Here is a 24,593-nt window from a genome sequence, read left to right as displayed (position 1 = left end):
AGCCCTGTTCATTCATTATACCTCTATGTTCTATTTGACAAAACACCTTAGAAATCCTTTAATATCCTGTCCTTCAGTACACGTACAATATCCTGCTCCACCATATGGATGGGACGATTGGCATCAAGCACCACAATCCGCTCCGGATCGGAGCCGATAACCAGCTCATAGCCCGCTTTTACCTTCTGGTGGAACTCAAGGCTCTCCAGATCCAGCCGGTTCACTTCCCGGTTCTGATTGGCGGCAATCCGAGATAGGCCCACTTCAGGATCTACATCCAGGTAAAAGGTAAGATCGGGCATTCTCCCGCCAGTCGCAAACCGGTTAATCCCCCGCACCTCTTCGATGCCCAGCCCTCTGGCGTAACCCTGGTAAACCAGACTGCTATCTACAAAACGGTCGCAGAGCACGGTAATTCCCTCCTGCAAGGCAGGCTCGACTACCTGCGCCAGATGCTGGCTTCTTGCTGCCGCATATAGGAGTGCCTCTGTCCGGGCATCCATGGCCGTATGCGCCGGGTCGAGGATAATAGAGCGGATCTTCTCGGCAATCTCAATCCCTCCCGGTTCACGGGTGATTAAATAGGGCATGGAATGGTTCTGCAGATAAGCTGCCACCCTGCCTAGTACGGTTGTTTTGCCGGAGCCGTCGCCTCCCTCCAGTGTAATGAAGAATCCTTCTCGCTTCACTTATGCTTCTCCGCCCTTCTGAATGTTGTATACCTTAATATGCTGTAAGGCCGGATCAGTACAGGCCTGGAATTTCGCCCCGCCTGTACGCAGACGGATCAGCCTGTCACAGACAGACGCTGTAATGCTCTCTCCTGGATACAGGAGCGGAATGCCAGGCGGATAGGGAATAACCATCTCTGCCGCAATCCTGCCCACACTTGCCTCAAGCTCTATGCTCTCTGTCTCACCGGCAGCGACCGGCCGGGTTGAGAACGCAACCGGAGCTGATGCTGCCGGAATGTCAAAATTGTTCCACGTGGAAATATCGCCGGAGAAGGTTGAGTCCCCTTCTCTGCTATTATATGACACTGCCTGGGCTGCGTTCCGTGAGCTGGAGAAGGATTCTCCGCCTTGGGGAGCGGGAGCTGAGGCAGTGTCTGAGTAAGTAGACTGGCCGGGCCCAGCGGTAAGATCTAGACCAGAGACAGGTTCAGGATCAGAGATATGATCAGAGCCAGCAATATGATCAAGGTCTGATGAGGCAGTGGTCCCGCCTGTCTGCGGCTCTGCCAAGGAAGTCAGCGCTGCAATGTCCTGCAGCGCTGTCAGCAGCTCCGCTGCCTCTTCAGCCTTCGAGCCGAGGCTGAAGGCCAGAACCACGTGCCGGTCGTCGCTCATCTCCGGCACGATTCCCCTCTCTTCGAGCCTGCGCTGCAGCTCGAAGCCCCCCAGGACCCCTGCGGCGTCATAAATGACCGCCTTAAAGGGGTCCTGGGTCACGTACGCCGCCCCGCGCAGCGGCGGCGTACTCGCTCCTGCGGCGCCCGCCTCGCCGCAGACAGGCTGCTGCAGCGAAGCCGGCTGCAGCAGCCCGAAGCGCGGCAGCCCGAAGCGCGGCAGCGCCGCCAGGCCGCGCCGCAGGACATCCACGGCGGCGAGCCCCGCCGTGAAGGCACTGGCGCCCTGGCTGTGCAGCAGGCGCCGGGCCAGATCGAGCGAAGCCATCACGGGGTACGATGGGCTGGAGCTCTGCACCATGGCCAGGCGCTGCCGCAGCAGCGCGCGGTCCAGCCATGGCCCTTGCACATGCAGCATGGCGCCCATCGTCAGCGCGGTCAGCATCTTATGCGTGGACTGCACCACGCCGTCTGCGCCCCCGGCAAGCGCCCCGGCCGGAAGCGCCGGGTGCTGTCCGTAATGCGCCCCGTGCGCCTCATCCACCAGCAGCGGCACGCCGCTGGTGTGACAGGCCTGCGCGAGGGGCGCAAGGTCAATGCCCATGCCGTAGTAGTTCGGCATTGTGACCATGACGCCGGCTGCCTCCGGATAGGCATTCAGCGCCGCCTGCACCGTCTCAGCAGACGGAGCCACGGCGAGTCCGCTGCCCGGATCAATCTGCGGCTCCAGGAAGACTGCACGCGCTCCTGCCAGCATCAGTCCATGGATTACGGACTTATGGACGTTGCGCTGCAAGAGAAGCAGCCTTCCGGGCTCTGCACACACCGTCAGGATCAGGGCCAGATTGCCGGCGGTGCTGCCACCCACCAGCATATAACTCTCCTCCGCGCCATAACAATCGGCGGCCAACTCCTGTGCTTCCCTTATTACCCCTTCCGGATGATGAAGATCATCCGTTCCGGTAATCTCCGTCACATCGTAACGCATTACTTCCGTGAGATACCCCGCACTCTCTGCACTGACAGTACGCCGGTAAGCCTCCCCGTTCTTGTGTCCCGGCACATGATAAGATATATTACCCTTAAGTCTATATTGTTCCAGCATTTCGTATACAGGTGCCCTGCCAGGCTGTAGCTTGTCCATAGATTCTTCCTTCCCTGGGGGTTACCTTCTATTTTAACGCAATTACACCCAAACGCCTATCACTTCCGCAAGGGACCCCACAAGCAATAAAACGGCTCCCCTCACCCGGTCAGGGCGGAGAAGCCGTTAAGAGGAACTTTGTATTTGCAGCCAACGCGACACAGATTCACCGCCCGCTCTTTATATGTTGCTTGTTACAGGTACTGCAATTCGTGCATTAAGCATGCATACGCAGATTGATCTTCTTCATCCGGCTAATGAAAAAGTTGTACTTCACATCCTCAGCCTCCGTACGCACCATCTCACTCTCACAGTCTTCACAGATGAAATGCGAGACAATCACAATGCCCTCTTCCTTTTCCTGCCCGCAGATAATGCAAGCCTGCCCTGTTTGCTGTTCCATTTTCATCCCACCTTGACTCTTTTAAGAACAGTATGGTACACCTTCTATCATTTTAAACCTTTTCATAGTTTTTTCCTAATCCTTCATAGCCTAAAATATATATATTCGCCTGATACCCATTCTGTGAATCTGAGCCCGTTGTTTAATAAAACACAGGAGCAGGCCGATAATAATAACAAGAGAACTTGCGAGGAGGTCCGAATTCCAGGTATGGAACCAAACACCAAAGGTGCCGCTACATTCTATCAATACAAGCTTATCAAAAAAATTACTATTACAGCATTACTGCTGCGGGTCTATATCACCCTACCCTTTATATGTCTTGTGCTCGAAAGTGTCTTTCTCTCCTGGCTGAGTATCCTGTTCATGATTATAGCCGGACCTGTCATGCTGTGGATTCAGTATGTCATCTCACGCTCCGTGCTGCTGATTAGCGGACACCCTATCGCCAAGCGCTGGAAATTGTCCCTGCGCCTGCCCTGGCCCGGTTACATGCCTGATCAATATATCAATTACGGCATCTTCCGCTCCGTACAGCTGCATAACCTCTGGATCGGTCTTTGTATAGCCGCACTCTTCATCGTCTGGGCTCCGCCCGCCTTCACGGCTTCGCTGGCGGTATGCCACCTGTGGCTGCTGCTCCCCCGTCTGTATGCGCTGCTGCGGTTAAAGAGTGTAGCCAAAGATGGGATGCTCAAGTTCAATGCAGCAGACGCCTCCTATTACGCCCAGTGATCCCAACCAGATATACATAGCTCTGTATTTAAGCGGCCAAGCATGCACACAAAAAATCGCCATCCATAACCGGACGGCGATTTTTTATCTGTTCTTCAAGCCTTTGGTTGTGACCTTCTTTTCCTTCGGAATCATCACGATGAAATAGTCATCATGCACGGTCAGATGTACAATAAGTCCTTCTTTCTGAAAAACACGGGAGCTCCCAGAATCGTCTGCTTTCTGTTCCTGCTCTTCCCAGCCCCACGCCTTAATGGCAGCAAGATAAGGCTCCGGAACGCCTTTCTTCTCCTTCAACCCCGGCAGGGAGTACCGTACATAGTCCATAGCTACGTTTGTAGTTGTTCTGTCGGGTGAGCTTGCCTCTTTGGGCACGGGGAAGTCTTCCTCATTAAGTGCACCGTTAAAAGTCTCCCAAGCCGGCTCCTTCGTTCCGCAACCCGCCAGCATTACTCCGACTATACAAAGAATAACTAATATCCACAAAGGTTGAGTTCGCTTCATACCTTAAATCCTCCTTACCTCTACCATGCATCTAAAGACGCAAGAAAATTCCAAGATAGAATTTATACGTAGTTCATTCGTATTAAGGCTTTTGCTTATTTATTGCACTTTCCCATTATACTTGGAACCATCGCCTCGTCGGTAACAAAAATGTCACTCGTTTGTAAGCGTTTTTATACTAAAGCACTATACCCCTTCCCGCTTTTTATATACGCGGATATACAAAAAAGCCATTGTCGACAATTCGACAATGGCTCATGTGTGCTTGGCAACGTCCTACTCTCCCAGGACCCTTCGGTCCAAGTACCATCGGCGCTGGAGGGCTTAACGGTCGTGTTCGGGATGGGTACGTGTGGAACCCCTCCGCTATCGCCACCAAACATGCGTCTGTGAAACAGACGCTGCCGCTAGAAATTCGGTTCATCACGAATGTGTGAATGAATTTCGTTGCGTTCAGGAACTTGATTCCTGAAAACTGAATCCGAAACGAATCTGCGTGATAGAAATTTGGATAAGCCCTCGACCGATTAGTATTGGTCAGCTCCATGCATTGCTGCACTTCCACCTCCAACCTATCTACCTCGTCGTCTTCAAGGGGTCTTACATACTGGGAAATCTCATCTTGAGGGGGGCTTCACGCTTAGATGCTTTCAGCGCTTATCCCGTCCGTACGTAGCTACTCAGCCATGCTCCTGGCGGAACAACTGATGCACCAGCGGTACGTCCATCCCGGTCCTCTCGTACTAAGGACAGCTCCTCTCAAATTTCCTGCGCCCACGACAGATAGGGACCGAACTGTCTCACGACGTTCTGAACCCAGCTCGCGTACCGCTTTAATGGGCGAACAGCCCAACCCTTGGGACCTACTTCAGCCCCAGGATGCGATGAGCCGACATCGAGGTGCCAAACCTCCCCGTCGATGTGGACTCTTGGGGGAGATAAGCCTGTTATCCCCAGGGTAGCTTTTATCCGTTGAGCGATGGCCCTTCCATGCGGTACCACCGGATCACTAAGTCCGACTTTCGTCCCTGCTCGACTTGTAGGTCTCGCAGTCAAGCTCCCTTATGCCTTTGCACTCTGCGAATGATTTCCAACCATTCTGAGGGAACCTTTGAACGCCTCCGTTACTCTTTAGGAGGCGACCGCCCCAGTCAAACTGCCCGCCTGACACGGTCCCCGTACCGGATTACGGTACTAGGTTAGAACCTAGATACGATCAGGGTGGTATCCCAACGGCGCCTCCGCAGAAGCTTGCGCTCCTGCCTCAACGGCTCCCACCTATCCTGTACAGATCGTACCCAAATTCAATATCAAGCTGCAGTAAAGCTCCATGGGGTCTTTCCGTCTTGTCGCGGGTAACCTGCATCTTCACAGGTATTAAAATTTCACCGGATCTCTCGTTGAGACAGCGCCCAAGTCGTTACGCCATTCGTGCGGGTCAGAATTTACCTGACAAGGAATTTCGCTACCTTAGGACCGTTATAGTTACGGCCGCCGTTTACTGGGGCTTCGGTTCACAGCTTCGGATTGCTCCTAACCACTCCCCTTAACCTTCCAGCACCGGGCAGGCGTCAGCCCGTATACTTCGCCTTACGGCTTCGCACAGACCTGTGTTTTTGCTAAACAGTCGCTTGGGCCTTTTCACTGCGGCCCCCTCGGGCTATTCACCCTACCGAGGCACCTCTTCTCCCGAAGTTACGAGGTCATTTTGCCGAGTTCCTTAACGAGAGTTCTTCCGCGCGCCTTAGAATTCTCTTCTCGCCTACCTGTGTCGGTTTGCGGTACGGGCACCTTCTCCTGGCTAGAGGCTTTTCTTGGCAGTGTGAGATCATGACCTTCGCTACTATAATTTTCGCTCCCCATCACAGCCTGGCCTTAATAGTGTGCGGATTTGCCTACACACCAGCCTCACTGCTTAGACGGACATCCATCAGTCCGCGTCACTACCCTCCTGCGTCACCCCATCGCTCATAGCGGATTACGGTGGTACAGTAATTTCAAACTGTTGTCCTTCGACTACGCCTTTCGGCCTCGCCTTAGGTCCCGACTTACCCTGAGCGGACGAGCCTTCCTCAGGAAACCTTGGGCTTTCGGCGGATCAGATTCTCACTGATCTTTTCGTTACTCATACCGGCATTCTCACTTGTATGCTGTCCAGCGCTCCTTACGGTACACCTTCAACCCACATACAACGCTCCCCTACCCCAGATGCAAAGCATCTAGCCATAGCTTCGGTGGTGTGTTTAGCCCCGTTACATTTTCGGCGCAGAGTCACTCGACCAGTGAGCTATTACGCACTCTTTCAATGGTGGCTGCTTCTAAGCCAACATCCTGGTTGTCTGTGCAACTCCACATCCTTTCCCACTTAACACACACTTGGGGACCTTAGCTGATGGTCTGGGCTGTTTCCCTTTTGACAATGGATCTTAGCACTCACTGTCTGACTCCCGGCAAGAAGTTAATGGCATTCGGAGTTTGACTGAGCTTGGTAACCCTTGCGGGCCCCGCACCCAATCAGTGCTCTACCTCCACCACTCCATTCACCGAGGCTAGCCCTAAAGCTATTTCGGGGAGAACCAGCTATCTCCGAGTTCGATTGGAATTTCTCCGCTACCCCCACCTCATCCCCGCATTTTTCAACATGCGTGGGTTCGGGCCTCCAGTGCGTGTTACCGCACCTTCACCCTGGACAGGGGTAGATCACACGGTTTCGGGTCTACGTCCACATACTCAGTCGCCCTATTCAGACTCGCTTTCGCTGCGGCTCCGGCTTCTCACCTTAACCTTGCATGTTAAACGTAACTCGCCGGTTCATTCTACAAAAGGCACGCCATCACCCATAAAGAGGGCTCTGACTTTTTGTAAGCACACGGTTTCAGGTTCTATTTCACTCCCCTTCCGGGGTGCTTTTCACCTTTCCCTCACGGTACTGTTTCACTATCGGTCGCCAGGTAGTATTTAGCCTTAGCAGATGGTCCTGCTGGATTCATACGGGGTTTCACGTGCCCCGCACTACTCGGGATCCGTCTCGGAGAGAACACAGTTTAGGCTACAGGGCTTTTACCTCTATCGCGGGCCTTTCCAGACCTCTTCGCCTACCATATTCCTTTGTAACTCCATGTGAGACGTCCCACAACCCCAAGAGGCAAGCCTCTTGGTTTAGGCTGTTCCGCGTTCGCTCGCCGCTACTGACGGAATCACTATTGTTTTCTCTTCCTCAGGGTACTTAGATGTTTCAGTTCCCCTGGTCTGCCTCTGCGTATCCTATGTATTCAGATACGAGTAACTGCGAATTACCACAGCTGGGTTTCCCCATTCGGACACCCCCGGATCAAAGCTTGCTTACAGCTCCCCGAGGCAGTTTCGTTGTTCGCCACGTCCTTCGTCGGCTCCTGGCGCCTAGGCATCCTCCGTGTGCTCTTAGTAGCTTAACCAACGTTCCGGTGTTTTGCTTGTTTGCACAATCAAAAACCTTCACTTTGTAGCAACTAATAACTATTTCAACTTGCTTACACAAGTTTCAGCTAAAAGATGTTCTAAAACGCAAATTCGTTTCGGTATCCAGTTTTCAAGGATCAAGGTAAAGATGAGAGCTTAAACTCTCAAAACTGACCAACGAGTGAGTAACAGGCCTAAACCTGATTGGTGGAAGCAAGCTTCCGATTTGAATGTCACCATTGCAGGTGACGATTCTCCATAGAAAGGAGGTGATCCAGCCGCACCTTCCGATACGGCTACCTTGTTACGACTTCACCCCAATCATCTACCCCACCTTCGGCGGCTGGCTCCCTTGCGGGTTACCCCACCGACTTCGGGTGTTGTAAACTCTCGTGGTGTGACGGGCGGTGTGTACAAGACCCGGGAACGTATTCACCGCGGCATGCTGATCCGCGATTACTAGCAATTCCGACTTCATGCAGGCGAGTTGCAGCCTGCAATCCGAACTGAGACCGGCTTTGCTGGGATTGGCTCCACCTCGCGGCTTCGCTTCCCGTTGTACCGGCCATTGTAGTACGTGTGTAGCCCAGGTCATAAGGGGCATGATGATTTGACGTCATCCCCACCTTCCTCCGGTTTGTCACCGGCAGTCACTCTAGAGTGCCCAGCTTAACCTGCTGGCAACTAAAGTCAAGGGTTGCGCTCGTTGCGGGACTTAACCCAACATCTCACGACACGAGCTGACGACAACCATGCACCACCTGTCTCAACTTTCCCCGAAGGGCACCTGATGCATCTCTGCTTCGTTAGTTGGATGTCAAGACCTGGTAAGGTTCTTCGCGTTGCTTCGAATTAAACCACATACTCCACTGCTTGTGCGGGTCCCCGTCAATTCCTTTGAGTTTCAGTCTTGCGACCGTACTCCCCAGGCGGAGTGCTTACTGTGTTAACTTCGGCACCAAGGGTATCGAAACCCCTAACACCTAGCACTCATCGTTTACGGCGTGGACTACCAGGGTATCTAATCCTGTTTGCTCCCCACGCTTTCGCGCCTCAGCGTCAGTTACAGCCCAGAAAGTCGCCTTCGCCACTGGTGTTCCTCCACATATCTACGCATTTCACCGCTACACGTGGAATTCCACTTTCCTCTTCTGTACTCAAGTCACCCAGTTTCCAGTGCGACCTCAGGTTGAGCCCAAGGTTTAAACACCAGACTTAAATAACCGCCTGCGCGCGCTTTACGCCCAATAATTCCGGACAACGCTTGCCCCCTACGTATTACCGCGGCTGCTGGCACGTAGTTAGCCGGGGCTTTCTTCTCAGGTACCGTCACTCCGGCAGCAGTTACTCTACCGGACGTTCTTCCCTGGCAACAGAGCTTTACGATCCGAAAACCTTCATCACTCACGCGGCGTTGCTCCGTCAGGCTTGCGCCCATTGCGGAAGATTCCCTACTGCTGCCTCCCGTAGGAGTCTGGGCCGTGTCTCAGTCCCAGTGTGGCCGTTCACCCTCTCAGGTCGGCTACGCATCGTCGCCTTGGTGGGCCGTTACCCCACCAACTAGCTAATGCGCCGCAGGCCCATCCCCAAGCAGCAGATTGCTCCGCCTTTCATTCTCTCCTCAGGAGAAAAAAGAAATTATCCGGTATTAGCTACCGTTTCCGGTAGTTATCCCAGGCTTGAGGGCAGGTTGCCTACGTGTTACTCACCCGTCCGCCGCTAAGTCTGAAAGGAAGCAAGCTTCCTTTCAGACTCCGCTCGACTTGCATGTATTAGGCACGCCGCCAGCGTTCGTCCTGAGCCAGGATCAAACTCTCCAAATTGGTATTTAGAAAGAGCGATTGCTCATTTTGAAACATCTGACGAGAATTTACATTCTCTAATTTGGATCTCGCCGAAGCGATCTCCAGGTACTCACTCGTTGTTCAGTTTTCAAAGATCAAGCTCGTTGTCAGCGCCGCTTATCGCGTCACCAGCAACTCTTATAATATATCACATCCAACCGATCAATGCAAGCTCTTTTTTTTAACTTCTTTTTCGAGCTCGGCGTTGATGTTTCGCGGCCAGAAATAGAATATATCATGGATAGAGATTCATTGCAAGCATTTATTTCAAATCCATTATCTAAAGCTACGCTTCCCATAACTAGCCTTATCCCGGCAAGCAAGTTAGCATAGCTCTACTCCTCTGTCCGCGTGCTTAAGCTATAATCTCTTGAATATGCAGCTCCCGTTCATTAATCAGATTAACGATGTTTCCTTCAACCTGAACCATAGGTCTTGTCGGGTTGTTACGGTCGGTAAAGATGATTTCCCCGTGACGTCCGTCGCTGAGCCGTATCCGTGTACCGTTATATAGGTCTGTCGTCTTTTGAATGAAGGTCTGTACGATTACCGGATCGAGCTTCCCGAAGCTTTCTTTCTGCAGCTGCTCCAATACCAGATAAGGCGACTGTGCCTTTCTGTAGGCTTTTCCCAGCGTCATGGCATGGAAGATATCAGCGACTGCCACAATCTTGGCGTAGAAATGAATCTGGCTGCCATCCAGCCTAAGCGGATAGCCTGAACCGTCTATCTTCTCATGGTGCTGCAAGGCGGCTAGTCTAACCCCTTCGTTAATGGCTGTAACATTGCGCAGCAGCTGATAACCGTATGTAGTGTGCCTGCGTACCTCGTCGATCTCTGCAGCGCTAAGAGGGGTCGGCTTCAGCAGCAGCGCTTCGTCCACCTTAATGTTACCTATATCGTGCAGCAAGCCGGCAAAAGCAGCCTGCATCCAGTCCTTCTGCGGATATCCGCACCACTGGGCAATTCGATAGGAGGTCAGGGCAGACAAAACAGCATTATGATAGTTGTATTCCTGGTCAATCAGCACACGCGGCGCAAACTTTAGGACATGGTAATCCTTCAAATGGGTAATCAGCAGCTCCAGCTGACTCCGCAGTTCGAAGATCGGAAGAGCCGCTGCGGCCGCTGCACGGTAGCTTTGCTTGATGAGCACCAGCATTTTCTCATACTCATCATGAAGCGGAGAATTACTCTTGGCCAGCACCGATTCATTAATCAGGGCACCCGCCTTGGCCGCTTGCTGCTTCACTGCCGGTTTAGCGCTCTCTGCCGGCTTATCCTCCCCTTGTGCCCCTTCAATCTCAACCTGTCCGATCAAAAAAGCCTGCAAAATCTCAATATCCCGGGGGAGAATGATCTTGCCCCTCCCGAACAGTACTCCTCCTAAAGGAGTAATTACATCCTTTATAATCTTTGAACCCGCTTTAATCTCTCCAACGGATATGTTTGGCATTAGCCTAAGCCCCTTTATGTCGGTGACACCTGTAATTCTCTAATTATAGTATGGAACCCGGGAAGCGGCTAGATAGAGAATTCCCCGTTCGTTAGTTAATAGGGTATAAAAAAAGAGCATGGATTTCTATACATCAGAAACCCATGCTCTCCTGCAATCCTTATTCGAGGTTGTCGTCTTCGTTCACGGTACCCGCTTCAGGCTGGCTGACTTCGCCCTCGCCTTCTACCGGAGTTCCTTGAATGTCTTCGCCGTCCTCATGTTCAGACAACTCTTCATCCTCTTTGTCAGCTCTGCACAGTGTAGCTACAGCATCATCCTCACGGATGTTAATCAGCTTAACCCCCTGCGCATAACGGCCCATGGTGGATATTCCGTCCATACTGGTACGAATCAGGGTGCCGCTGGTCGTAATAATCATCAGATCCTCGTCCTGCTTGACGACCTTCAGCCCGACAACCGGCCCGTTCTTGTCCGTAAGGTTAATCGTCTTGATACCCTTACCGCCACGGGTCTGGGACCGGTAGTCACCGGCAGGTGTCCGCTTGCCGTAGCCCTTGGTGGTTACGATCAGTACCTCAAGCTCCGGATCTACGCAGTCCATGCCAATGACATGGTCATTGGAATCAAGCGTAATCCCCTTCACTCCGGTAGCACTGCGGCCCATTGAGCGCACATCATTCTCCGAGAAGGTAATCGACATTCCGCGTGCAGTCCCGATAATCAGATTCTGCTCTCCGTCGGTCAGCTTCACTTCAATCAGTGAATCCTCTTCACGGAGATTGATGGCAATCAGGCCGCCCTTGCGGATGTTATTGTAATCTTCCAGAGGCGTCTTCTTCACAATCCCCTCACGGGTAGCGAAGAACAGGTATTTATCGCTGTCCGCTTCTTCCACCTGGATAACCGCGCTGATCTTCTCTCCCTGCTCAATTTGAATCAGGTTAATGATCGGCGTCCCCCGGGCAGTGCGTCCAAGCTCCGGAATCTCATAGGCCTTGATCCGGTACACCTTACCCTTATCGGTGAAGAACATCAGGTAGTTATGGGAGTTGCTCACGAAGAGATGCTCCACAAAATCCTGGTCCTTGGTGTCCATCCCGATGACACCGCGCCCGCCGCGCTTCTGGCTGCGGTAGGTGTTGACTGGAAGACGCTTAATGTAACCGGTGTGGGTGATTGTAATTACAACCTCTTCACGCGGGATCAGATCCTCGTCAAGAATACTCTCTTCCCCAACCGTAATTTCTGTACGGCGGTCATCGGAGTACTTATCCCGGATCTCCTGCAGCTCATTGCTGATAATATCCAGCACGAGATGCTCATTAGCCAGAATCTCACGGTATTCTGCGATTTTGGCCAATAATTCATTATATTCATTCTCAATCTTCTCGCGTTCCAGACCGGTCAGGCGCTGCATCCGCATATCGAGGATCGCCTGGGCCTGCTCTACGCTCAGACTGAAGGTCTCCATCAGGCCCTCACGGGCAATGTCGGTGGTGCGTGAGGCGCGGATCAGGGCAATAACCTCATCCAGATGATCCAGTGCTATCCGCAGACCTTCCAGAATGTGTGCCCGTGCTTCCGCCTTCTTGAGGTCGAAGATGGTCCGGCGGCGGATGACTTCGATCTGATGCTGCAAATAGTGATACAGCACATCACGCAGGTTCAGAATCTTCGGCTCCTTATTGACGATCGCCAGCATGTTGATCCCGAAGGTGGACTGCATAGAGGTGTGCTTGTAGAGATTGTTGAGTACAACGCTCGGGTTCACATCCCGTCTCAATTCAACCACTACGCGCATTCCGTTACGGTCAGACTCATCACGCAGATCCGTAATGCCCTCGATGCGTTTCTCACGCACCAGCTCCGCAATCTTCTCTACGAGCCGGGCTTTGTTCACCTGGTAAGGAAGCTCATGCACAATAATCTTTGCCTTGCCGTTATTCTCTTCAATGACCGCTTTGGCACGCATGGTAACCGATCCGCGTCCGGTGCGGTAAGCCTGACGGATTCCTTCCCGGCCCAAAATATAACCGGCCGTCGGGAAATCCGGGCCTTGAATATATTCCATAAGCTCCATAGGTGTAATATCCGGGTTCTTGATCATCGCCTGTACTCCGTCAATGACCTCACCGAGATTATGCGGAGGAATGTTGGTAGCCATACCCACCGCAATCCCGCCTACACCATTGACCAGCAGGTTGGGATAACGTGCAGGCAGAACTACAGGCTCATTCTCTTCGCCGTCATAGTTGGGGGCGAAATCAACCGTTTCCTTGTTCAGATCACGGAGCATTTCTCCGGCAATTTTGGACAGGCGTGCTTCGGTATAACGCATCGCAGCTGCCATATCTCCGTCGATGGAACCGAAGTTACCATGACCGTCTACAAGCATATAGCGCATGGAGAAATCCTGTGCCATACGTACCATTGTTTCGTAGACTGCCGAGTCACCGTGAGGGTGATACTTACCGATAACCTCACCGACGATTCTAGCTGACTTCTTGTGTGGCTTATCCGAGGACATTCCAAGTTCCGACATCGCAAACAAAATGCGTCGGTGAACAGGCTTGAGTCCGTCCCGCACATCCGGCAAAGCCCGGCTTACAATGATGCTCATTGCGTAATCCATAAAGGATTCGCGCATTTCCACGCCAATGTCCCGATCCCTGATTTGCGGGTTATTTTGTTCAGCCATGAGTTGGTGGACCTCCTTCAGTTAAAAACCGCTACCCTATATTATATTACTTTCACAAAACCAGCACAATTAAACATGATAGCCTGTTATCGTCTATATTGATTTTCTTTTAGTACGGATAAGGATATACGCCCTCTCCGCTGCTGTCTTCAGTACATAGACTGTAGAGACAAGAGGATTGGCTTCATGCCCCTGTTTTCGTCCCAAATAGCATAATCTCATATCCTTATATTATAACATTATTTAGCTTTCTTGTCCTGAAAATTCGCGATGCGTAAAGAAACGGAGGCAGAACATGAAGATTCAGCGCGTGTCCAGCAAATGGGCAAAAACGAAAGTCATTCTGCAAAACCGTCAGCTCTCGGTCTACATTCCCGAAACGCGTAAATACAGCCTGGAGGAGCTTAAAGAAATGCTACATCTGCACGGCACGGTATATATCAAACCTGACCGTGGCACCTATGGCAGCGGAGTGATGAGAGCCGAGCAAAGGATAGTGCACTTAAGTCCCAGCGGGCAGCAGCCCGATACCGATGGGCCGGAGGCAGAATCCGAAAGCAGTGAAGCAGAAGTACCGGCAGAGCCGAAGCTGATGTATATCCTGCGCTATGCAAAGGACGCCGAGGTCTTTTATAGCCCCGAGGAGCTTCATGCTGCACTGTTGCCCCGGGTTGGAGACCGCACCTACCTGGTCCAGCAGGGCATTGATCTGCTTCAGCATCAGAACCGTCCCTTCGACCTACGCGTGCTTACCCAGAAGAATCCTCAGGGAAGCTGGGAGTCTACAGGCATGCTTGGCCGGGTCGCCGCGCCGCAGAAGGTGATTACGAATTATCACAGCGGGGGCAGTGTTTTCCCGGTAGATACCCTGTTCAAGGAGCATATGAGTTCTGACGAAATGTCTGCAACCATCCAGCAGCTGAAATCCCTGGGCGTCCGAATCGGTGCGCAGCTCGAGACGGCTTATCCAGGTCTTAAGGAGCTGGGGCTTGATGTAGCCATGGACCAGCATCACGATCTATGGCTGCTTGAAGTAAATACCTTACCCTCCATCATTGTCTTCAAATTGTTCCCGAACAAAGCAATTTACCGCAGAATACACCGTTATGCTGTGGCCTATGGACGGTTGAAGCCTAAACGGAAGTCCGTAACCAGCCGCCGCAAGCGAATATTGAACATCTAACTCTATGTATTCAAGTGGCAGGCTATATACCCTCCATCTTATACTTAAAAACCTCCGGCTTCACCCGCAAGGGATGATCCGGAGGTTCGCTGTAAACTGATCAAATATCCAGGTTCTTGACCGATTGCGCATGCTCCTGAATGAATTCGCGGCGCGGTTCGACATTGTCCCCCATCAGGGTGTCAAAGATACTGTCTGCCAGCATGGCATCCTCAATGGTCACCTGCAGCATGGTGCGGCTCTCAGGGTCCATCGTAGTGTCCCAGAGCTGAGCGGCGTTCATCTCACCGAGACCCTTGTAGCGCTGAACGTTAACCTTCACGTTCTCGCCGAAGGTCGAAATGATCTCATCGCGCTCCCGCTCGCTCTGTGCATAGCGCACAACCTTGTTGCGCTCGATCTTGAAGAGCGGCGGCTGGGCGATATAGATATATCCCGCATCGACAATCTTCCGCATGTAACGGTAGAAGAAGGTAAGCAGCAGCGTTCGGATATGGGCACCGTCAACGTCCGCATCGGTCATGATGACCACCTTGTGGTAACGCGCCTTCGAGAGATCGAAATCATCGCTGATCCCGGTTCCGAGAGCAGTGATAATTGCCCGGATTTCCGCATTGGACAAGATCCGGTCCAACCGGGCCTTCTCCACGTTCAGGATCTTGCCGCGCAGCGGCAGGATGGCCTGGAAATGACGGTCCCGGCCCTGCTTGGCAGATCCGCCCGCAGAGTCACCTTCGACGATGTACAGCTCACTAATGGATGCATCCTTAGAGGAGCAATCCGCCAGCTTGCCCGGCAGGGCACTGACTTCAAGCGCGCTCTTGCGGCGGGTTAGCTCACGGGCCTTTTTGGCCGCTTCACGGGCACGAGAAGCCTGCAATGACTTCTCTAGCACCTTGCGCGAAACGGCAGGGTTCTCTTCCAGGAACTCCTGCAGCTTCTCGCCGAACAGAGATTCTACAATCCCGCGGACTTCACTGTTGCCGAGCTTTGTCTTGGTCTGACCTTCGAACTGCGGCTCAGGAATCTTGACGGAGATAATCGCCGTCAGACCCTCCCGGACATCATCACCGGTCAGATTCTGACTGCTGTCCTTGATTACGCCTGCCTTGCGTGCGTAGTCATTAATGATCCGCGTCAAGGCACTCTTGAAGCCGGATTCATGCGTTCCGCCTTCATGGGTATTGATATTATTAGCGAACGAATAGATGTTCTCTGTGTATGAATCGTTATATTGGAGAGCCACTTCAACCGCGATCATATCCCGTGAGCCTTCCACGTAGATGGGATCCTCATGAAGAGCTTCTTTTTTCTCGTTAAGATATTTTACATACTCCACAATACCGCCTTCATACTTGAACGTATTGTTGACCCCGGTCCGTTCATCCAGCAGTGACAACTCAATGCCCTTGTTCAGGAAGGCCAGCTCTCGGATACGGGTAAGGAGCGTGGAGTATTCAAAAGTAGTGGTTTCGGTAAAAATATCCGGGTCCGGGTGGAAGGTGGTGGTGGTCCCCGTCTCCTCTGTATCCCCAATCACTCGGATGTCATATTGCGGCACACCGCGGTTGTACTCCTGCTGGTAGACATGCCCGTCACGTTTGACAGTGACAACTACCTTCTCGGACAAGGCGTTAACCACAGAGATCCCTACGCCGTGAAGACCGCCGGACACCTTGTAACCCCCGCCGCCGAACTTACCGCCCGCATGCAGGACAGTCATGACCACTTCAAGCGTGGACTTCTTCAGCTTGACGTTCTCACCGACAGGAATTCCCCGCCCGTTGTCAATAACAGTCACACTATTATTTTCAGTAATTATGACTTCAATCCGGTCGCAAAAACCTGCCAGCGCCTCATCGATACTATTATCGACAACCTCCCAGACCAAATGATGCAGACCTTTGGAGCTGGTGGAGCCAATGTACATGCCGGGACGTTTCCGAACTGCTTCCAGCCCTTCCAGTACCTGAATCTGGCTCTCATCATATGTCGGTTGATTCATTGACATGCCTTCACCTACTTCTTTCAGATTATCTCCTGTAGCTTACGAAACTTATATTTCTAACAAGATCTTGGCTCTTTTTTTGAGAGTGGAGGAGGAGATCGGGGAGTAGTAGACAATATTCCTGGTCACGACAATAGACTTCGCTTCCTCTTCACCAATGCGTTCCAGCTTCTTATCCTGCTGGGAATGAGTCATAAACTGCTTCGATACCTTGGAGGATTTCTCAATCGATATATCAAATATAGCAATCAGCTCTGAGGATCGAATAATTTTTTCTCCGCCCAAATGAATATACATGGTCTTCCTCCGCTCTTTATAGCCCCACTTTGCCGCCATGGACATGATACAGGATTGCACCCTTTAATTTATCAGCATTCAGTCCCTCAACACCGGTAGCAGTGATGAAGGTCTGCACCTTGCTCTGAAAGGTTTCGATAAGCTGGGTCTGACGATAGGGATCAAGTTCGGACAAAACATCATCAAGAAGCAGCACAGGGTATTCTCCGATCTCCTCATGGATCAGTTCAATTTCCGCCAGCTTGAGCGATAAAGCTGCCGTACGTTGCTGCCCTTGGGAACCGTAGACCTGAGCTTCTCTTCCGTTGATAAAAAAGGACAGGTCATCCCGATGGGGACCCGTCAGCGTCATGCCGCGCCTGATTTCCTGATCTCTTGTTTGTGATAACTTTAACATAAAATTGTCCAATAAGACAGCTTCATCTTCCTCTTCACGCTCACCAAACGAGGGGACATAGAGCAGTTTGAGCTCTTCTCCGCCGTTTGTGATGCCCCGGTGGATGCTTTCTGCCCATATTTGCAGCTTCTTTATGAATTGTTTCCTTTTTTTGACGATTTTAACACCATGTTCTACAAGTTGGGCATCCCAGATGTCCAGAAGCTCCCTGCCGCCAGCCTCTTTGCCCCATAGCTGCTTCAGCAGATTGCCCCGTTGGACGAGAATTTTCTGATACTGCTGCAGATGGAACAGGTAGCTCGGCTGGACCTGGCCAATCTCCATGTCAAGGAACCGCCGCCGGATTCCCGGAGTGCCTTTGACAATCTCCAGATCCTCCGGAGCAAACATCACCACATTCAGCGAGCCTACGAATTCGCTGAGCCGGCGCTGCTCCAGCCCGTTAATTCTGGCCTTCTTGCCTTGCGGGGACAGGGTCAGCTCCAGCTTAAGATCCCCGTATTTACGCTCTACTTCAGCAACAATCTGCGCGGAGCCCGCCGGAGCATCGAAGGAGATCAGCTCCTTGTCCTTGGAGGTCCGGTGGCTTTTGGTCATCGCAAGGACAAACAAAGCCTCCATGAGATTGGTTTTGCCCTGGGCGTTCTGTCCGAGAATAAGATTCACATCACCCAGATGCTCAAGACGCAGCAGCCCATAGTTGCGGTAATCCTGCAGTCCGATATTTTTGACAAACAAGAGTCTGTTCCTCCTTAGGGTTACTCCTCCTTGACGCCGCCGCCCTCAACTTCAAACACGCCGTTATCCTGTACCTCGATAGTATCACCCGGGTAGAGCTTCCGGCCACGCCGTTCCTCCACCTCACCGTTCACCCGCACATGCCCTTCCTGCAGCAGCGCCTTAGCCATCCCCCCTGTGGATACACAATCGGAGAGCTTCAGGAACTGGTCGAGCTTAATATATCCACTGTGGATAACTATTTTTTTCATGTTTTTGATCCTTTCGGCCACTTATCCACATGTTGATGAACAGGGCGTTAATTAGTTGTCCGGTATGGCAGAATCACATACAGGCTGCGGCTCTCATCGAGCGGTCTGAGAATAATCGGACTCATCATGCCTGTGAAGGCGATCACGAGCTGCTCACTCTCCACAACCTTCAGTACATCGAGCATATATTTGGAGTTGAAGGAGATGCGCAGCGGCTCGCCTTTGAAATCCATGACTTCCAGCTCTTCACGGACCTTCCCTAGCTCGGAGGAGCTGGAGGAGATCTCCACATCGCCGTTCTCCAGGGTCTGCATCCGGACGATGTTCGTTTTCTCTTCACGGGACAGCAAATAAGCGCGGTCAATCGATTCGCTTAATTTTTTTGTGTCCAAGGTTAGTTCTGTTTTGTAGGTGGTTGGAATAATTCTAGAAGTATCCGGATAAATGCCATCCAGAATCCGCGAATAGAACAGCACTTTGTCGATTTTGAACAGCACCTGGTTATCGGCGACGACAATATCCACCAGCATATTCTGATCAGGGATAATTTTGCTCAGCTCGTTCAGCGTTTTGCCGGCAATGACAATATTCGCGAACTGGATATTCTCTGTACCCTCCAGGTGTGCAGCTCGGGTTGCGAGCCGGTGGCGGTCGGTAGCCGTGAACTTGAATTCATTGTCGGCCAGATTCCACAGAATGCCTGTCAGGATCGGTGTTGTCTCTTGAGTGGAGATGGAGAAGGCGGTCTGTTTGATCATATTCTTCAGCAAATCACCGGGCATGGAGATGGTTTCATTCTCCTCAATGCTTGGCAGAACAGGGAATTCTTCAGGATCGAGACCCACAATCTGAATCTCCGTAGAGCCGGAGGAGATATAGGTCTGGAAGCCTTCTTTAACTTCCATGTGAATTTCTTTGGAGGGAAGCTTCTTGATAATCTCTACGAAAAATTTGGCGGGAAGCACTACGCTGCCCGGCTGCTCTACCTTAACGATCGTCTGGCTGTCATTCTCAGCAGGGATGAAGGATTGAATGGAAATATCCGTATCGCTTGCAGTCAGTGTAACGCCCTGATGGCTAACCTCAAACTTAATGCCGGTCAGAATAGGAATCGTTGTTCTGCTGGAGATAGCCTTGGAGACATGGCCGATGGATTCGTTAAGTTCGTTTTTGAGAATGCTGATTTTCATGATTTCACTCCTAGCTGAAAAATTGGGAATTGGGTGTACGTAAATGCTCTTTGAAACCTGCTCTTAGAAGATGAATTATTATAGTTATTTAATAGTATTAGTAGTAGGGGCTCCGTTTATGTGGATAAGTCGCTAAACAGCATAAAATTAAGCCTACCCACATGTGTATAGATTGTGTATAGGCTCTTTGTTCCTCTTAGGAAGGATTTTTAATTTTCTCCGAAAGATTATTTACCACTTTGTAGAGCTCCTGGTCCACCTTTAATTGCTGCGTAATCTTCTCATGGGCATGGATAACCGTTGTATGGTCGCGTCCTCCGAAGGCCTCGCCGATCTTGGGAAGCGAATAATCAGTTAACTCACGGGAGAGATACATGGCAATCTGTCTTGGAAAAGCTACGGCCTTCGTGCGTTTCCGCGCTTTGAAGTCCTCCATGCGTAAATTGTAGTATTCACCGACTTTTTGCTGAATATCGTTAATGGTGATCATCTTCGGACGGCTCGAAGGGATGATATCCTTCAGCGCTTCGGCTGCCAGATGTGTTGTCACATCCTGGTTCGTCAGAGACGAATAAGCCACTACACGGATCAGCGCGCCTTCCAGCTCCCGGATATTCGTATCGATCTGGTTGGCAATATACATCATGGCTTCATTCGGGATATCCAGGTTCTCCGCCTTCGCCTTCTTGCGCAGAATGGCAATCCGCGTCTCCAGATCGGGAGGCTGAATATCTGTAATCAGTCCCCATTCAAACCGTGAGCGCAGCCGTTCTTCCAGCGTAGGAATTTCCTTCGGAGGCCGGTCGCTGGAGATAATAATTTGCTTGCGTTCTTCGTGAAGAGCATTGAACGTATGGAAAAATTCCTCCTGCGTTGACTCCTTGCCGGCCAGGAATTGGATGTCGTCAATCAGCAAAATGTCAACATTGCGGTACTTGTTGCGGAAGCTTTCGCCGCGGTTATCACGGATGGAGTTGATGAATTCATTCGTGAACTTCTCGGAGGAGATGTAAATCACCTTGTTGTTGGGGTTGTGCTCCAGCACATAATGGCCGATCGCATGCATCAGGTGAGTCTTTCCGAGACCAACGCCCCCATAGAGAAACAGAGGGTTATAGGCTTTGGCCGGCGCTTCGGCTACAGCAAGGGAGGCTGCATGCGCAAAACGGTTGCCTGAACCGATCACGAACGTGTCGAAGGTGTATTTGGGATTGAGCAAATGCGTCTGTGCTTCTTCGCGTGAAACAACGGGAGTAGGCGCACTTTGCTGAACCACAGGCTCAGAGGGCTTGTTCTCCTCAATGACAAATTTGACTTCCACTTGCTGTCCGGTAACTTCATATACCGTTGCTCCTACCAGTTTGGTGTAGCGACTTTCCAGCCATTCTACGGCAAAGGTTGTAGGCGCCGAGATGATAAGAGCCTGGGAATTGAACGTCATGGCCTTGGTGGCCTTGAACCAGGTATCGAAGCTCGGCTTGCTTAGTTTGGTTTGAATAATCGATAATATTTGCTGCCATAATTCGGAAGTATGGCTGTCCACAGACTGTCACTCCTTTAAATCTTCCAAATGTGGCATCAGCCATGAAGTGGAAATGTCGAAGAAAATGGGTTGGTGCTGAATCTTATCCCCAGTATGCAACTTCAAGAGACAAAAAAACATGGATAAATTTGAATTGTTCACAACTTTATCCACAGCTTGTTGATAATTTATTGAACAAACAAATCTATTCACATTCAAAAGTAATACCATCATAGCAAAACGCCCCTTATTTTTCAATGAGCCACGCTATTTTATCCACAAATTCAATCACTTGTGTATAATTTTTAGGCACACCACTACATATTGTTGATAATTTGTTTACGGTTCGACAGTTTCCGCGACTACGCCAATTTTTTTATACACAGGTTGTGCTCATCTGTGAGCAAAATCTGCCCGGAATTAATCACAGGTGGATAACTGGACAAGCCTGTGGATTATTATTTTGGATGTGTTACTTTGTGGATAAGCGGTTAAAGTTAGGATTAGTGAGGAGACGGCGCAAGCTGGGGATAAGATTCTGGCTTTCGGGCTGTTCCAAAAAACGAGTGTACAAGGGGAGCAACCTGAAAAAGAGGGAGAAAGAGAGATAGTTGACTTTTGGAGCAAAAATATGTTTAAATATATAAAGGTGTTTTCTGTGAGGATATGTCTCCAAATTAAATTGATAATACTTGTAGATACTGTCCCTACTTTAAGGACGGCTTAGTCCGTTTCTGCTTATATGACAGTAATTAGTTCCTGTAAGGGAGGTGCAATACATGAGACCGACGTTCAGACCAAATGTGAGCAAACGCAAAAAGGTGCATGGTTTCCGCAAAAGAATGAGCACGAAAAACGGCCGCAAAGTGCTGGCAGCCCGCCGCTTGAAAGGCAGAAAAGTTTTGAGTGCGTAAGATAGGCCACTTTGGGACCACTGCTGTGGTCCTTTTTTACGCTTTATTTGCAGAATGCATCAGCTGTTTTTATTTCTCTTCTATATATAGCGCAGAATGGGATGACGCTCAGCGAGCAGATACCCACGCATTACTTCTGCTGCCGCAACAATAAATACTAGGCTCTGCAGGGGATGTTAACGCTACTGCGGGGCTTTTTTTTAAAGGTATCTTCCTTTTGAAGGACTGCAAAGCTGTTTCCACTTGATTATAGATCCACAAACCGTCTGTTTTTGTCAGCAGGGTGTCTCCAGGGCCGCGGGACTAACCGTTTATGGTCTCCCTTGAATGACAATACTAATAATAGAAGATGAAATGCCGGAGCCTGGAGAAATTCCGGTATTTGAATAGGAGATTCCCGTGCACAAAAGTTTACGATTACGAAATCGTGCCGACTTCAGCCGTGTATACCGCCATGGGAAGTCATTTGCGAATCATCAGTATGTAGTATATTGGTTCCCCAGAAGAGAAGTGGAACGATTCCGGGTGGGCATATCCGTCAGCAAAAAGGTCGGGAATGCTGTAGTCCGCAACCGGATGAGAAGGCTGGTCAAAGAGATTGTCCGTCATCACGAGGCGGAAATTGCCGGCAATCTGGATATCGTTTTCATTGTCAGAAAAGGAGCACTCTCCAAAGATTACGCCGAGCTGGAGAAAAGCGTGCTGCATGTGCTGCGCAAAGCCAAGCTGCTCAAGGCTTTACGCAAGTAAAAGAGCCTGAAGAGGGCTTGTTTATTTGTATCCATAATTATGTTATGATTTACGGTGCAATGGAATGTTTATGAGAGGGGTTTTGAAGTGTCTCTAATGAAGACTAAGCGAGGAAAAATGTTTCTTCTCCTCGGGTTAATGGTTCTAATGATCGCTGTTCTGTCGGGATGCTCTCCGTCTGCGACATCAGTGACGCACACTACGGAGGATTTGAAAAATGGAGGCTTCTGGCAGAGTAATGTAGTCTATTATTTCGCCATTGCCCTGGATACTTTTGCGAAATGGTTCAACGGCCAATATGGCCTAGCCGTTCTTGTAATGGTTATTATTGTCCGCACGCTGATTCTTCCGCTTACGATTAAGCAGGTGAAGAGCTCGCGCGCCATGCAGGCGATTCAGCCGGAACTTGAGAAGATTAAGAAGAAATATAAAGATGAGCCCGAAAAGGTTCAGCAGGAAACGATGCGGCTGTTCCAGGAAAACAAGGTTAATCCGATGGCGGGCTGTCTGCCGCTGATTGTGCAGATGCCAATCTTCATCGCCCTATACAACTCGATCTACTACAATCCGGATCTTAGATTACATGACTTCCTGTGGCTGCAGCTCGGCAAACCCGATCACCTGTTCATCCTGCCGGTTCTCGCTGCCGCAACCACCTTCATTCAGACCCGCATGATGACCAAGATGAACCCGGTCCAACAGCAGGGGCCAATGCAGTTCATGATGATGGTCTATCCGGTTCTGATCTTCATCATGTCCTACAATTTCCCGGCTGCTCTGCCTCTGTACTGGGTATACAGCAATATTTACACCATTGTCCAGAACTACTTCTTGTACCGCAACAATGATAAGCACAAAGCAGCACTTGTTGCTGCCAATGCTACGGTAAGTGCAGGCAACAGCAAGGCCAAGGATGTAAACCTGACGAAGAGCAAGAACAGCAACTCTAACGCCCGCAAAGATGTAACTCCTACTGCTAAAGGAAACGGAAGCAATGGGAAGAAGGGGGTCAAAAAGTCAAAATGAGCAAAGTCGTCGCGACAGGGAAAACCATTGAAGAAGCTGTAGAACGGGGACTTAATCAGCTTGGAGTTCACAAAGACCGGGTAACGGTCAACGTACTTGAACAGCCGTCAAAAGGATTCCTTGGATTGATCGGTGCGAAGGGAGCCAAGGTAGAATTGACCTTGATCCCGGAAGCCGCACCGGCATCAGCGGCGAGTGCTCCGCTACTGTCTCAGCAGACAACAAGAGAGAGCAATACAGAGGCGATCAGCGGTGTACCGCGCCAGGATTCCGGACACCCGGTAGAAGAAGCATACGGTCAGGCCGTTCATTTCATTGTAGATGTCGCCAAGAGCATGGGGCTTGAGGTGGAAGTTGAAATTGTTCATGCCAAGGAATCAACTGTTCTGCAAATTTCCGGTCCGGAGCTTGGGCTGCTGATTGGCAGAAGAGGACAAACTCTCGATGCTTTGCAGTATCTGGCTAATATTGTTGCCAACCGGTATTCCGACAGCTTCATCCGGCTCGTGCTGGATGCGGAGAACTTCCGGGAGCGACGTAAGAAGACACTGGAGGAGCTGGCCGACCGTCTGGCCGGGCGTGTGGTGAGGACCCGCAAAGAGGTGGTCCTTGAGCCCATGTCCCCGCAGGAACGCAAGATCATCCATTCCAGATTACAGGATCACAAGCAGGTGAACACCCTCAGCAAGGGTGAAGAGCCGAACCGCCGCGTCGTTATAACTTTGAAGTAGAACCATATGCCGC

Annotated in this window: 18 protein-coding genes and 3 rRNA genes; 6 read left to right on the top strand and 15 right to left on the bottom strand. The window is 51.0% G+C overall.

Annotated features, from left to right (window positions below; translation table 11 throughout):
- Window positions 1–47: 47 nt before the first annotated feature.
- The 3 genes from tmk to NYE24_RS20170 form a co-directional block, all read right to left on the bottom strand.
- A complete protein-coding gene (gene tmk, locus NYE24_RS20180) occupies window positions 48–689 on the bottom strand; it encodes a dTMP kinase (RefSeq protein ID WP_036696355.1) in 642 nt (213 codons plus the stop codon).
- Entirely contained in the window at window positions 690–2,492 is a 1,803-nt protein-coding gene (locus NYE24_RS20175) for an aminotransferase class I/II-fold pyridoxal phosphate-dependent enzyme (protein ID WP_342476522.1), read from the bottom strand.
- A gap of 217 nt (window positions 2,493–2,709) precedes the next feature.
- The gene (locus tag NYE24_RS20170) at window positions 2,710–2,895 is read right to left on the bottom strand and encodes a sigma factor G inhibitor Gin (RefSeq protein WP_036696352.1); all 186 of its coding nucleotides are present in this window, start codon (window positions 2,893–2,895) and stop codon (window positions 2,710–2,712) included.
- Window positions 2,896–3,105: 210 nt separating this feature from the next.
- Here NYE24_RS20170 and NYE24_RS20165 point away from each other — a divergent pair, with 210 nt between their 5' ends.
- Window positions 3,106–3,630, top strand: coding sequence for a hypothetical protein (locus NYE24_RS20165; protein WP_036696350.1), 525 nt, complete (start codon window positions 3,106–3,108; stop codon window positions 3,628–3,630).
- Window positions 3,631–3,714: 84 nt separating this feature from the next.
- On the opposite strand, the gene NYE24_RS20160 is transcribed toward NYE24_RS20165, so the two are convergent.
- From NYE24_RS20160 to gyrA, 6 genes are all read right to left on the bottom strand, one after another.
- Window positions 3,715–4,134 carry a hypothetical protein gene (locus NYE24_RS20160; protein WP_036696346.1) on the bottom strand — a complete coding sequence of 140 codons (420 nt, stop codon included), beginning with the start codon at window positions 4,132–4,134 and terminating at the stop codon, window positions 3,715–3,717.
- 263 nt (window positions 4,135–4,397) lie between these two features.
- Window positions 4,398–4,514: ribosomal RNA gene (rrf, locus tag NYE24_RS20155) — 5S ribosomal RNA — on the bottom strand.
- Window positions 4,515–4,641: 127 nt separating this feature from the next.
- A 23S ribosomal RNA gene (locus NYE24_RS20150) occupies window positions 4,642–7,568 on the bottom strand.
- A 266-nt stretch (window positions 7,569–7,834) separates the two neighbouring features.
- Window positions 7,835–9,395, bottom strand: a 16S ribosomal RNA gene (locus tag NYE24_RS20145).
- Together the 16S, 23S and 5S rRNA genes form the textbook arrangement of a ribosomal RNA operon.
- 376 nt (window positions 9,396–9,771) lie before the next feature.
- The gene (locus NYE24_RS20140) at window positions 9,772–10,872 is read right to left on the bottom strand and encodes an HD-GYP domain-containing protein (protein ID WP_076161409.1); all 1,101 of its coding nucleotides are present in this window, start codon (window positions 10,870–10,872) and stop codon (window positions 9,772–9,774) included.
- A gap of 160 nt (window positions 10,873–11,032) precedes the next feature.
- Window positions 11,033–13,573 carry a DNA gyrase subunit A gene (gene gyrA, locus NYE24_RS20135; protein ID WP_036699897.1) on the bottom strand — a complete coding sequence of 847 codons (2,541 nt, stop codon included), beginning with the start codon at window positions 13,571–13,573 and terminating at the stop codon, window positions 11,033–11,035.
- Window positions 13,574–13,868: 295 nt separating this feature from the next.
- On the opposite strand from gyrA, the gene NYE24_RS20130 reads away from it, so the two are divergent.
- Complete coding sequence (locus NYE24_RS20130; RefSeq protein WP_036699896.1) at window positions 13,869–14,756, top strand: YheC/YheD family protein; 888 nt, start codon at window positions 13,869–13,871, stop codon at window positions 14,754–14,756.
- Window positions 14,757–14,856: 100 nt separating this feature from the next.
- On the opposite strand, the gene gyrB is transcribed toward NYE24_RS20130, so the two are convergent.
- The 6 genes from gyrB to dnaA form a co-directional block, all read right to left on the bottom strand.
- Entirely contained in the window at window positions 14,857–16,767 is a 1,911-nt protein-coding gene (gene gyrB / locus NYE24_RS20125) for a DNA topoisomerase (ATP-hydrolyzing) subunit B (RefSeq protein ID WP_342476521.1), read from the bottom strand.
- 45 nt (window positions 16,768–16,812) lie between these two features.
- Entirely contained in the window at window positions 16,813–17,061 is a 249-nt protein-coding gene (locus tag NYE24_RS20120; protein WP_036699891.1) for an extracellular matrix/biofilm biosynthesis regulator RemA family protein, read from the bottom strand.
- A gap of 16 nt (window positions 17,062–17,077) precedes the next feature.
- Window positions 17,078–18,196 (bottom strand): DNA replication/repair protein RecF, encoded by a 1,119-nt coding sequence (gene recF / locus NYE24_RS20115; RefSeq protein WP_036699888.1) that lies wholly within the window; start codon window positions 18,194–18,196, stop codon window positions 17,078–17,080.
- A gap of 20 nt (window positions 18,197–18,216) precedes the next feature.
- Complete coding sequence (gene yaaA / locus NYE24_RS20110; protein WP_342476520.1) at window positions 18,217–18,447, bottom strand: S4 domain-containing protein YaaA; 231 nt, start codon at window positions 18,445–18,447, stop codon at window positions 18,217–18,219.
- Window positions 18,448–18,494: 47 nt separating this feature from the next.
- Window positions 18,495–19,637 (bottom strand): DNA polymerase III subunit beta, encoded by a 1,143-nt coding sequence (gene dnaN, locus NYE24_RS20105; protein WP_036699883.1) that lies wholly within the window; start codon window positions 19,635–19,637, stop codon window positions 18,495–18,497.
- A gap of 196 nt (window positions 19,638–19,833) precedes the next feature.
- Window positions 19,834–21,180 carry a chromosomal replication initiator protein DnaA gene (dnaA, locus tag NYE24_RS20100; RefSeq protein ID WP_036699882.1) on the bottom strand — a complete coding sequence of 449 codons (1,347 nt, stop codon included), beginning with the start codon at window positions 21,178–21,180 and terminating at the stop codon, window positions 19,834–19,836.
- Window positions 21,181–21,938: 758 nt separating this feature from the next.
- On the opposite strand from dnaA, the gene rpmH reads away from it, so the two are divergent.
- The 4 genes from rpmH to jag all read left to right on the top strand — a co-directional run bounded on the left by rpmH (window position 21,939) and on the right by jag (window position 24,580).
- The gene (gene rpmH, locus NYE24_RS20095; RefSeq protein ID WP_039295761.1) at window positions 21,939–22,073 is read left to right on the top strand and encodes a 50S ribosomal protein L34; all 135 of its coding nucleotides are present in this window, start codon (window positions 21,939–21,941) and stop codon (window positions 22,071–22,073) included.
- Between the two features lie 399 nt (window positions 22,074–22,472).
- The gene (gene rnpA, locus NYE24_RS20090; RefSeq protein ID WP_036699878.1) at window positions 22,473–22,823 is read left to right on the top strand and encodes a ribonuclease P protein component; all 351 of its coding nucleotides are present in this window, start codon (window positions 22,473–22,475) and stop codon (window positions 22,821–22,823) included.
- A gap of 87 nt (window positions 22,824–22,910) precedes the next feature.
- Window positions 22,911–23,849: a YidC/Oxa1 family membrane protein insertase gene (locus tag NYE24_RS20085; RefSeq protein WP_036699876.1), complete on the top strand. Its 939-nt coding sequence runs from the start codon at window positions 22,911–22,913 to the stop codon at window positions 23,847–23,849.
- Window positions 23,846–24,580 carry an RNA-binding cell elongation regulator Jag/EloR gene (gene jag, locus NYE24_RS20080; RefSeq protein WP_036699874.1) on the top strand — a complete coding sequence of 245 codons (735 nt, stop codon included), beginning with the start codon at window positions 23,846–23,848 and terminating at the stop codon, window positions 24,578–24,580. The genes NYE24_RS20085 and jag overlap by 4 nt, the downstream gene beginning before the upstream one ends.
- Window positions 24,581–24,593 lie beyond the last annotated feature (13 nt).

The sequence above is a fragment of the Paenibacillus sp. FSL H7-0350 genome (assembly GCF_038593195.1).
Classification (GTDB): domain Bacteria; phylum Bacillota; class Bacilli; order Paenibacillales; family Paenibacillaceae; genus Paenibacillus_AQ.
The sequence above is the reverse complement of the archived record's forward strand: the minus strand, read 5'-3'. Positions and strand labels throughout refer to the sequence as shown.

Excerpts from the sequence above, each read along its gene's own strand:
- NYE24_RS20175 (WP_342476522.1), bottom strand. The coding sequence starts at position 2,492 with ATGGACAAGCTACAGCCTGGCAGGGCACCTGTATACGAAATGCTGGAA.
- NYE24_RS20170 (WP_036696352.1), bottom strand. The coding sequence starts at position 2,895 with ATGGAACAGCAAACAGGGCAGGCTTGCATTATCTGCGGGCAGGAAAAG.
- NYE24_RS20165 (WP_036696350.1), top strand. The coding sequence starts at position 3,106 with ATGGAACCAAACACCAAAGGTGCCGCTACATTCTATCAATACAAGCTT.
- NYE24_RS20160 (WP_036696346.1), bottom strand. The coding sequence starts at position 4,134 with ATGAAGCGAACTCAACCTTTGTGGATATTAGTTATTCTTTGTATAGTC.
- NYE24_RS20140 (WP_076161409.1), bottom strand. The coding sequence starts at position 10,872 with ATGCCAAACATATCCGTTGGAGAGATTAAAGCGGGTTCAAAGATTATA.
- gyrA (WP_036699897.1), bottom strand. The coding sequence starts at position 13,573 with ATGGCTGAACAAAATAACCCGCAAATCAGGGATCGGGACATTGGCGTG.
- NYE24_RS20130 (WP_036699896.1), top strand. The coding sequence starts at position 13,869 with ATGAAGATTCAGCGCGTGTCCAGCAAATGGGCAAAAACGAAAGTCATT.
- gyrB (WP_342476521.1), bottom strand. The coding sequence starts at position 16,767 with ATGTCAATGAATCAACCGACATATGATGAGAGCCAGATTCAGGTACTG.
- NYE24_RS20120 (WP_036699891.1), bottom strand. The coding sequence starts at position 17,061 with ATGTATATTCATTTGGGCGGAGAAAAAATTATTCGATCCTCAGAGCTG.
- yaaA (WP_342476520.1), bottom strand. The coding sequence starts at position 18,447 with ATGAAAAAAATAGTTATCCACAGTGGATATATTAAGCTCGACCAGTTC.
- dnaN (WP_036699883.1), bottom strand. The coding sequence starts at position 19,637 with ATGAAAATCAGCATTCTCAAAAACGAACTTAACGAATCCATCGGCCAT.
- rpmH (WP_039295761.1), top strand. The coding sequence starts at position 21,939 with ATGAGACCGACGTTCAGACCAAATGTGAGCAAACGCAAAAAGGTGCAT.
- jag (WP_036699874.1), top strand. The coding sequence starts at position 23,846 with ATGAGCAAAGTCGTCGCGACAGGGAAAACCATTGAAGAAGCTGTAGAA.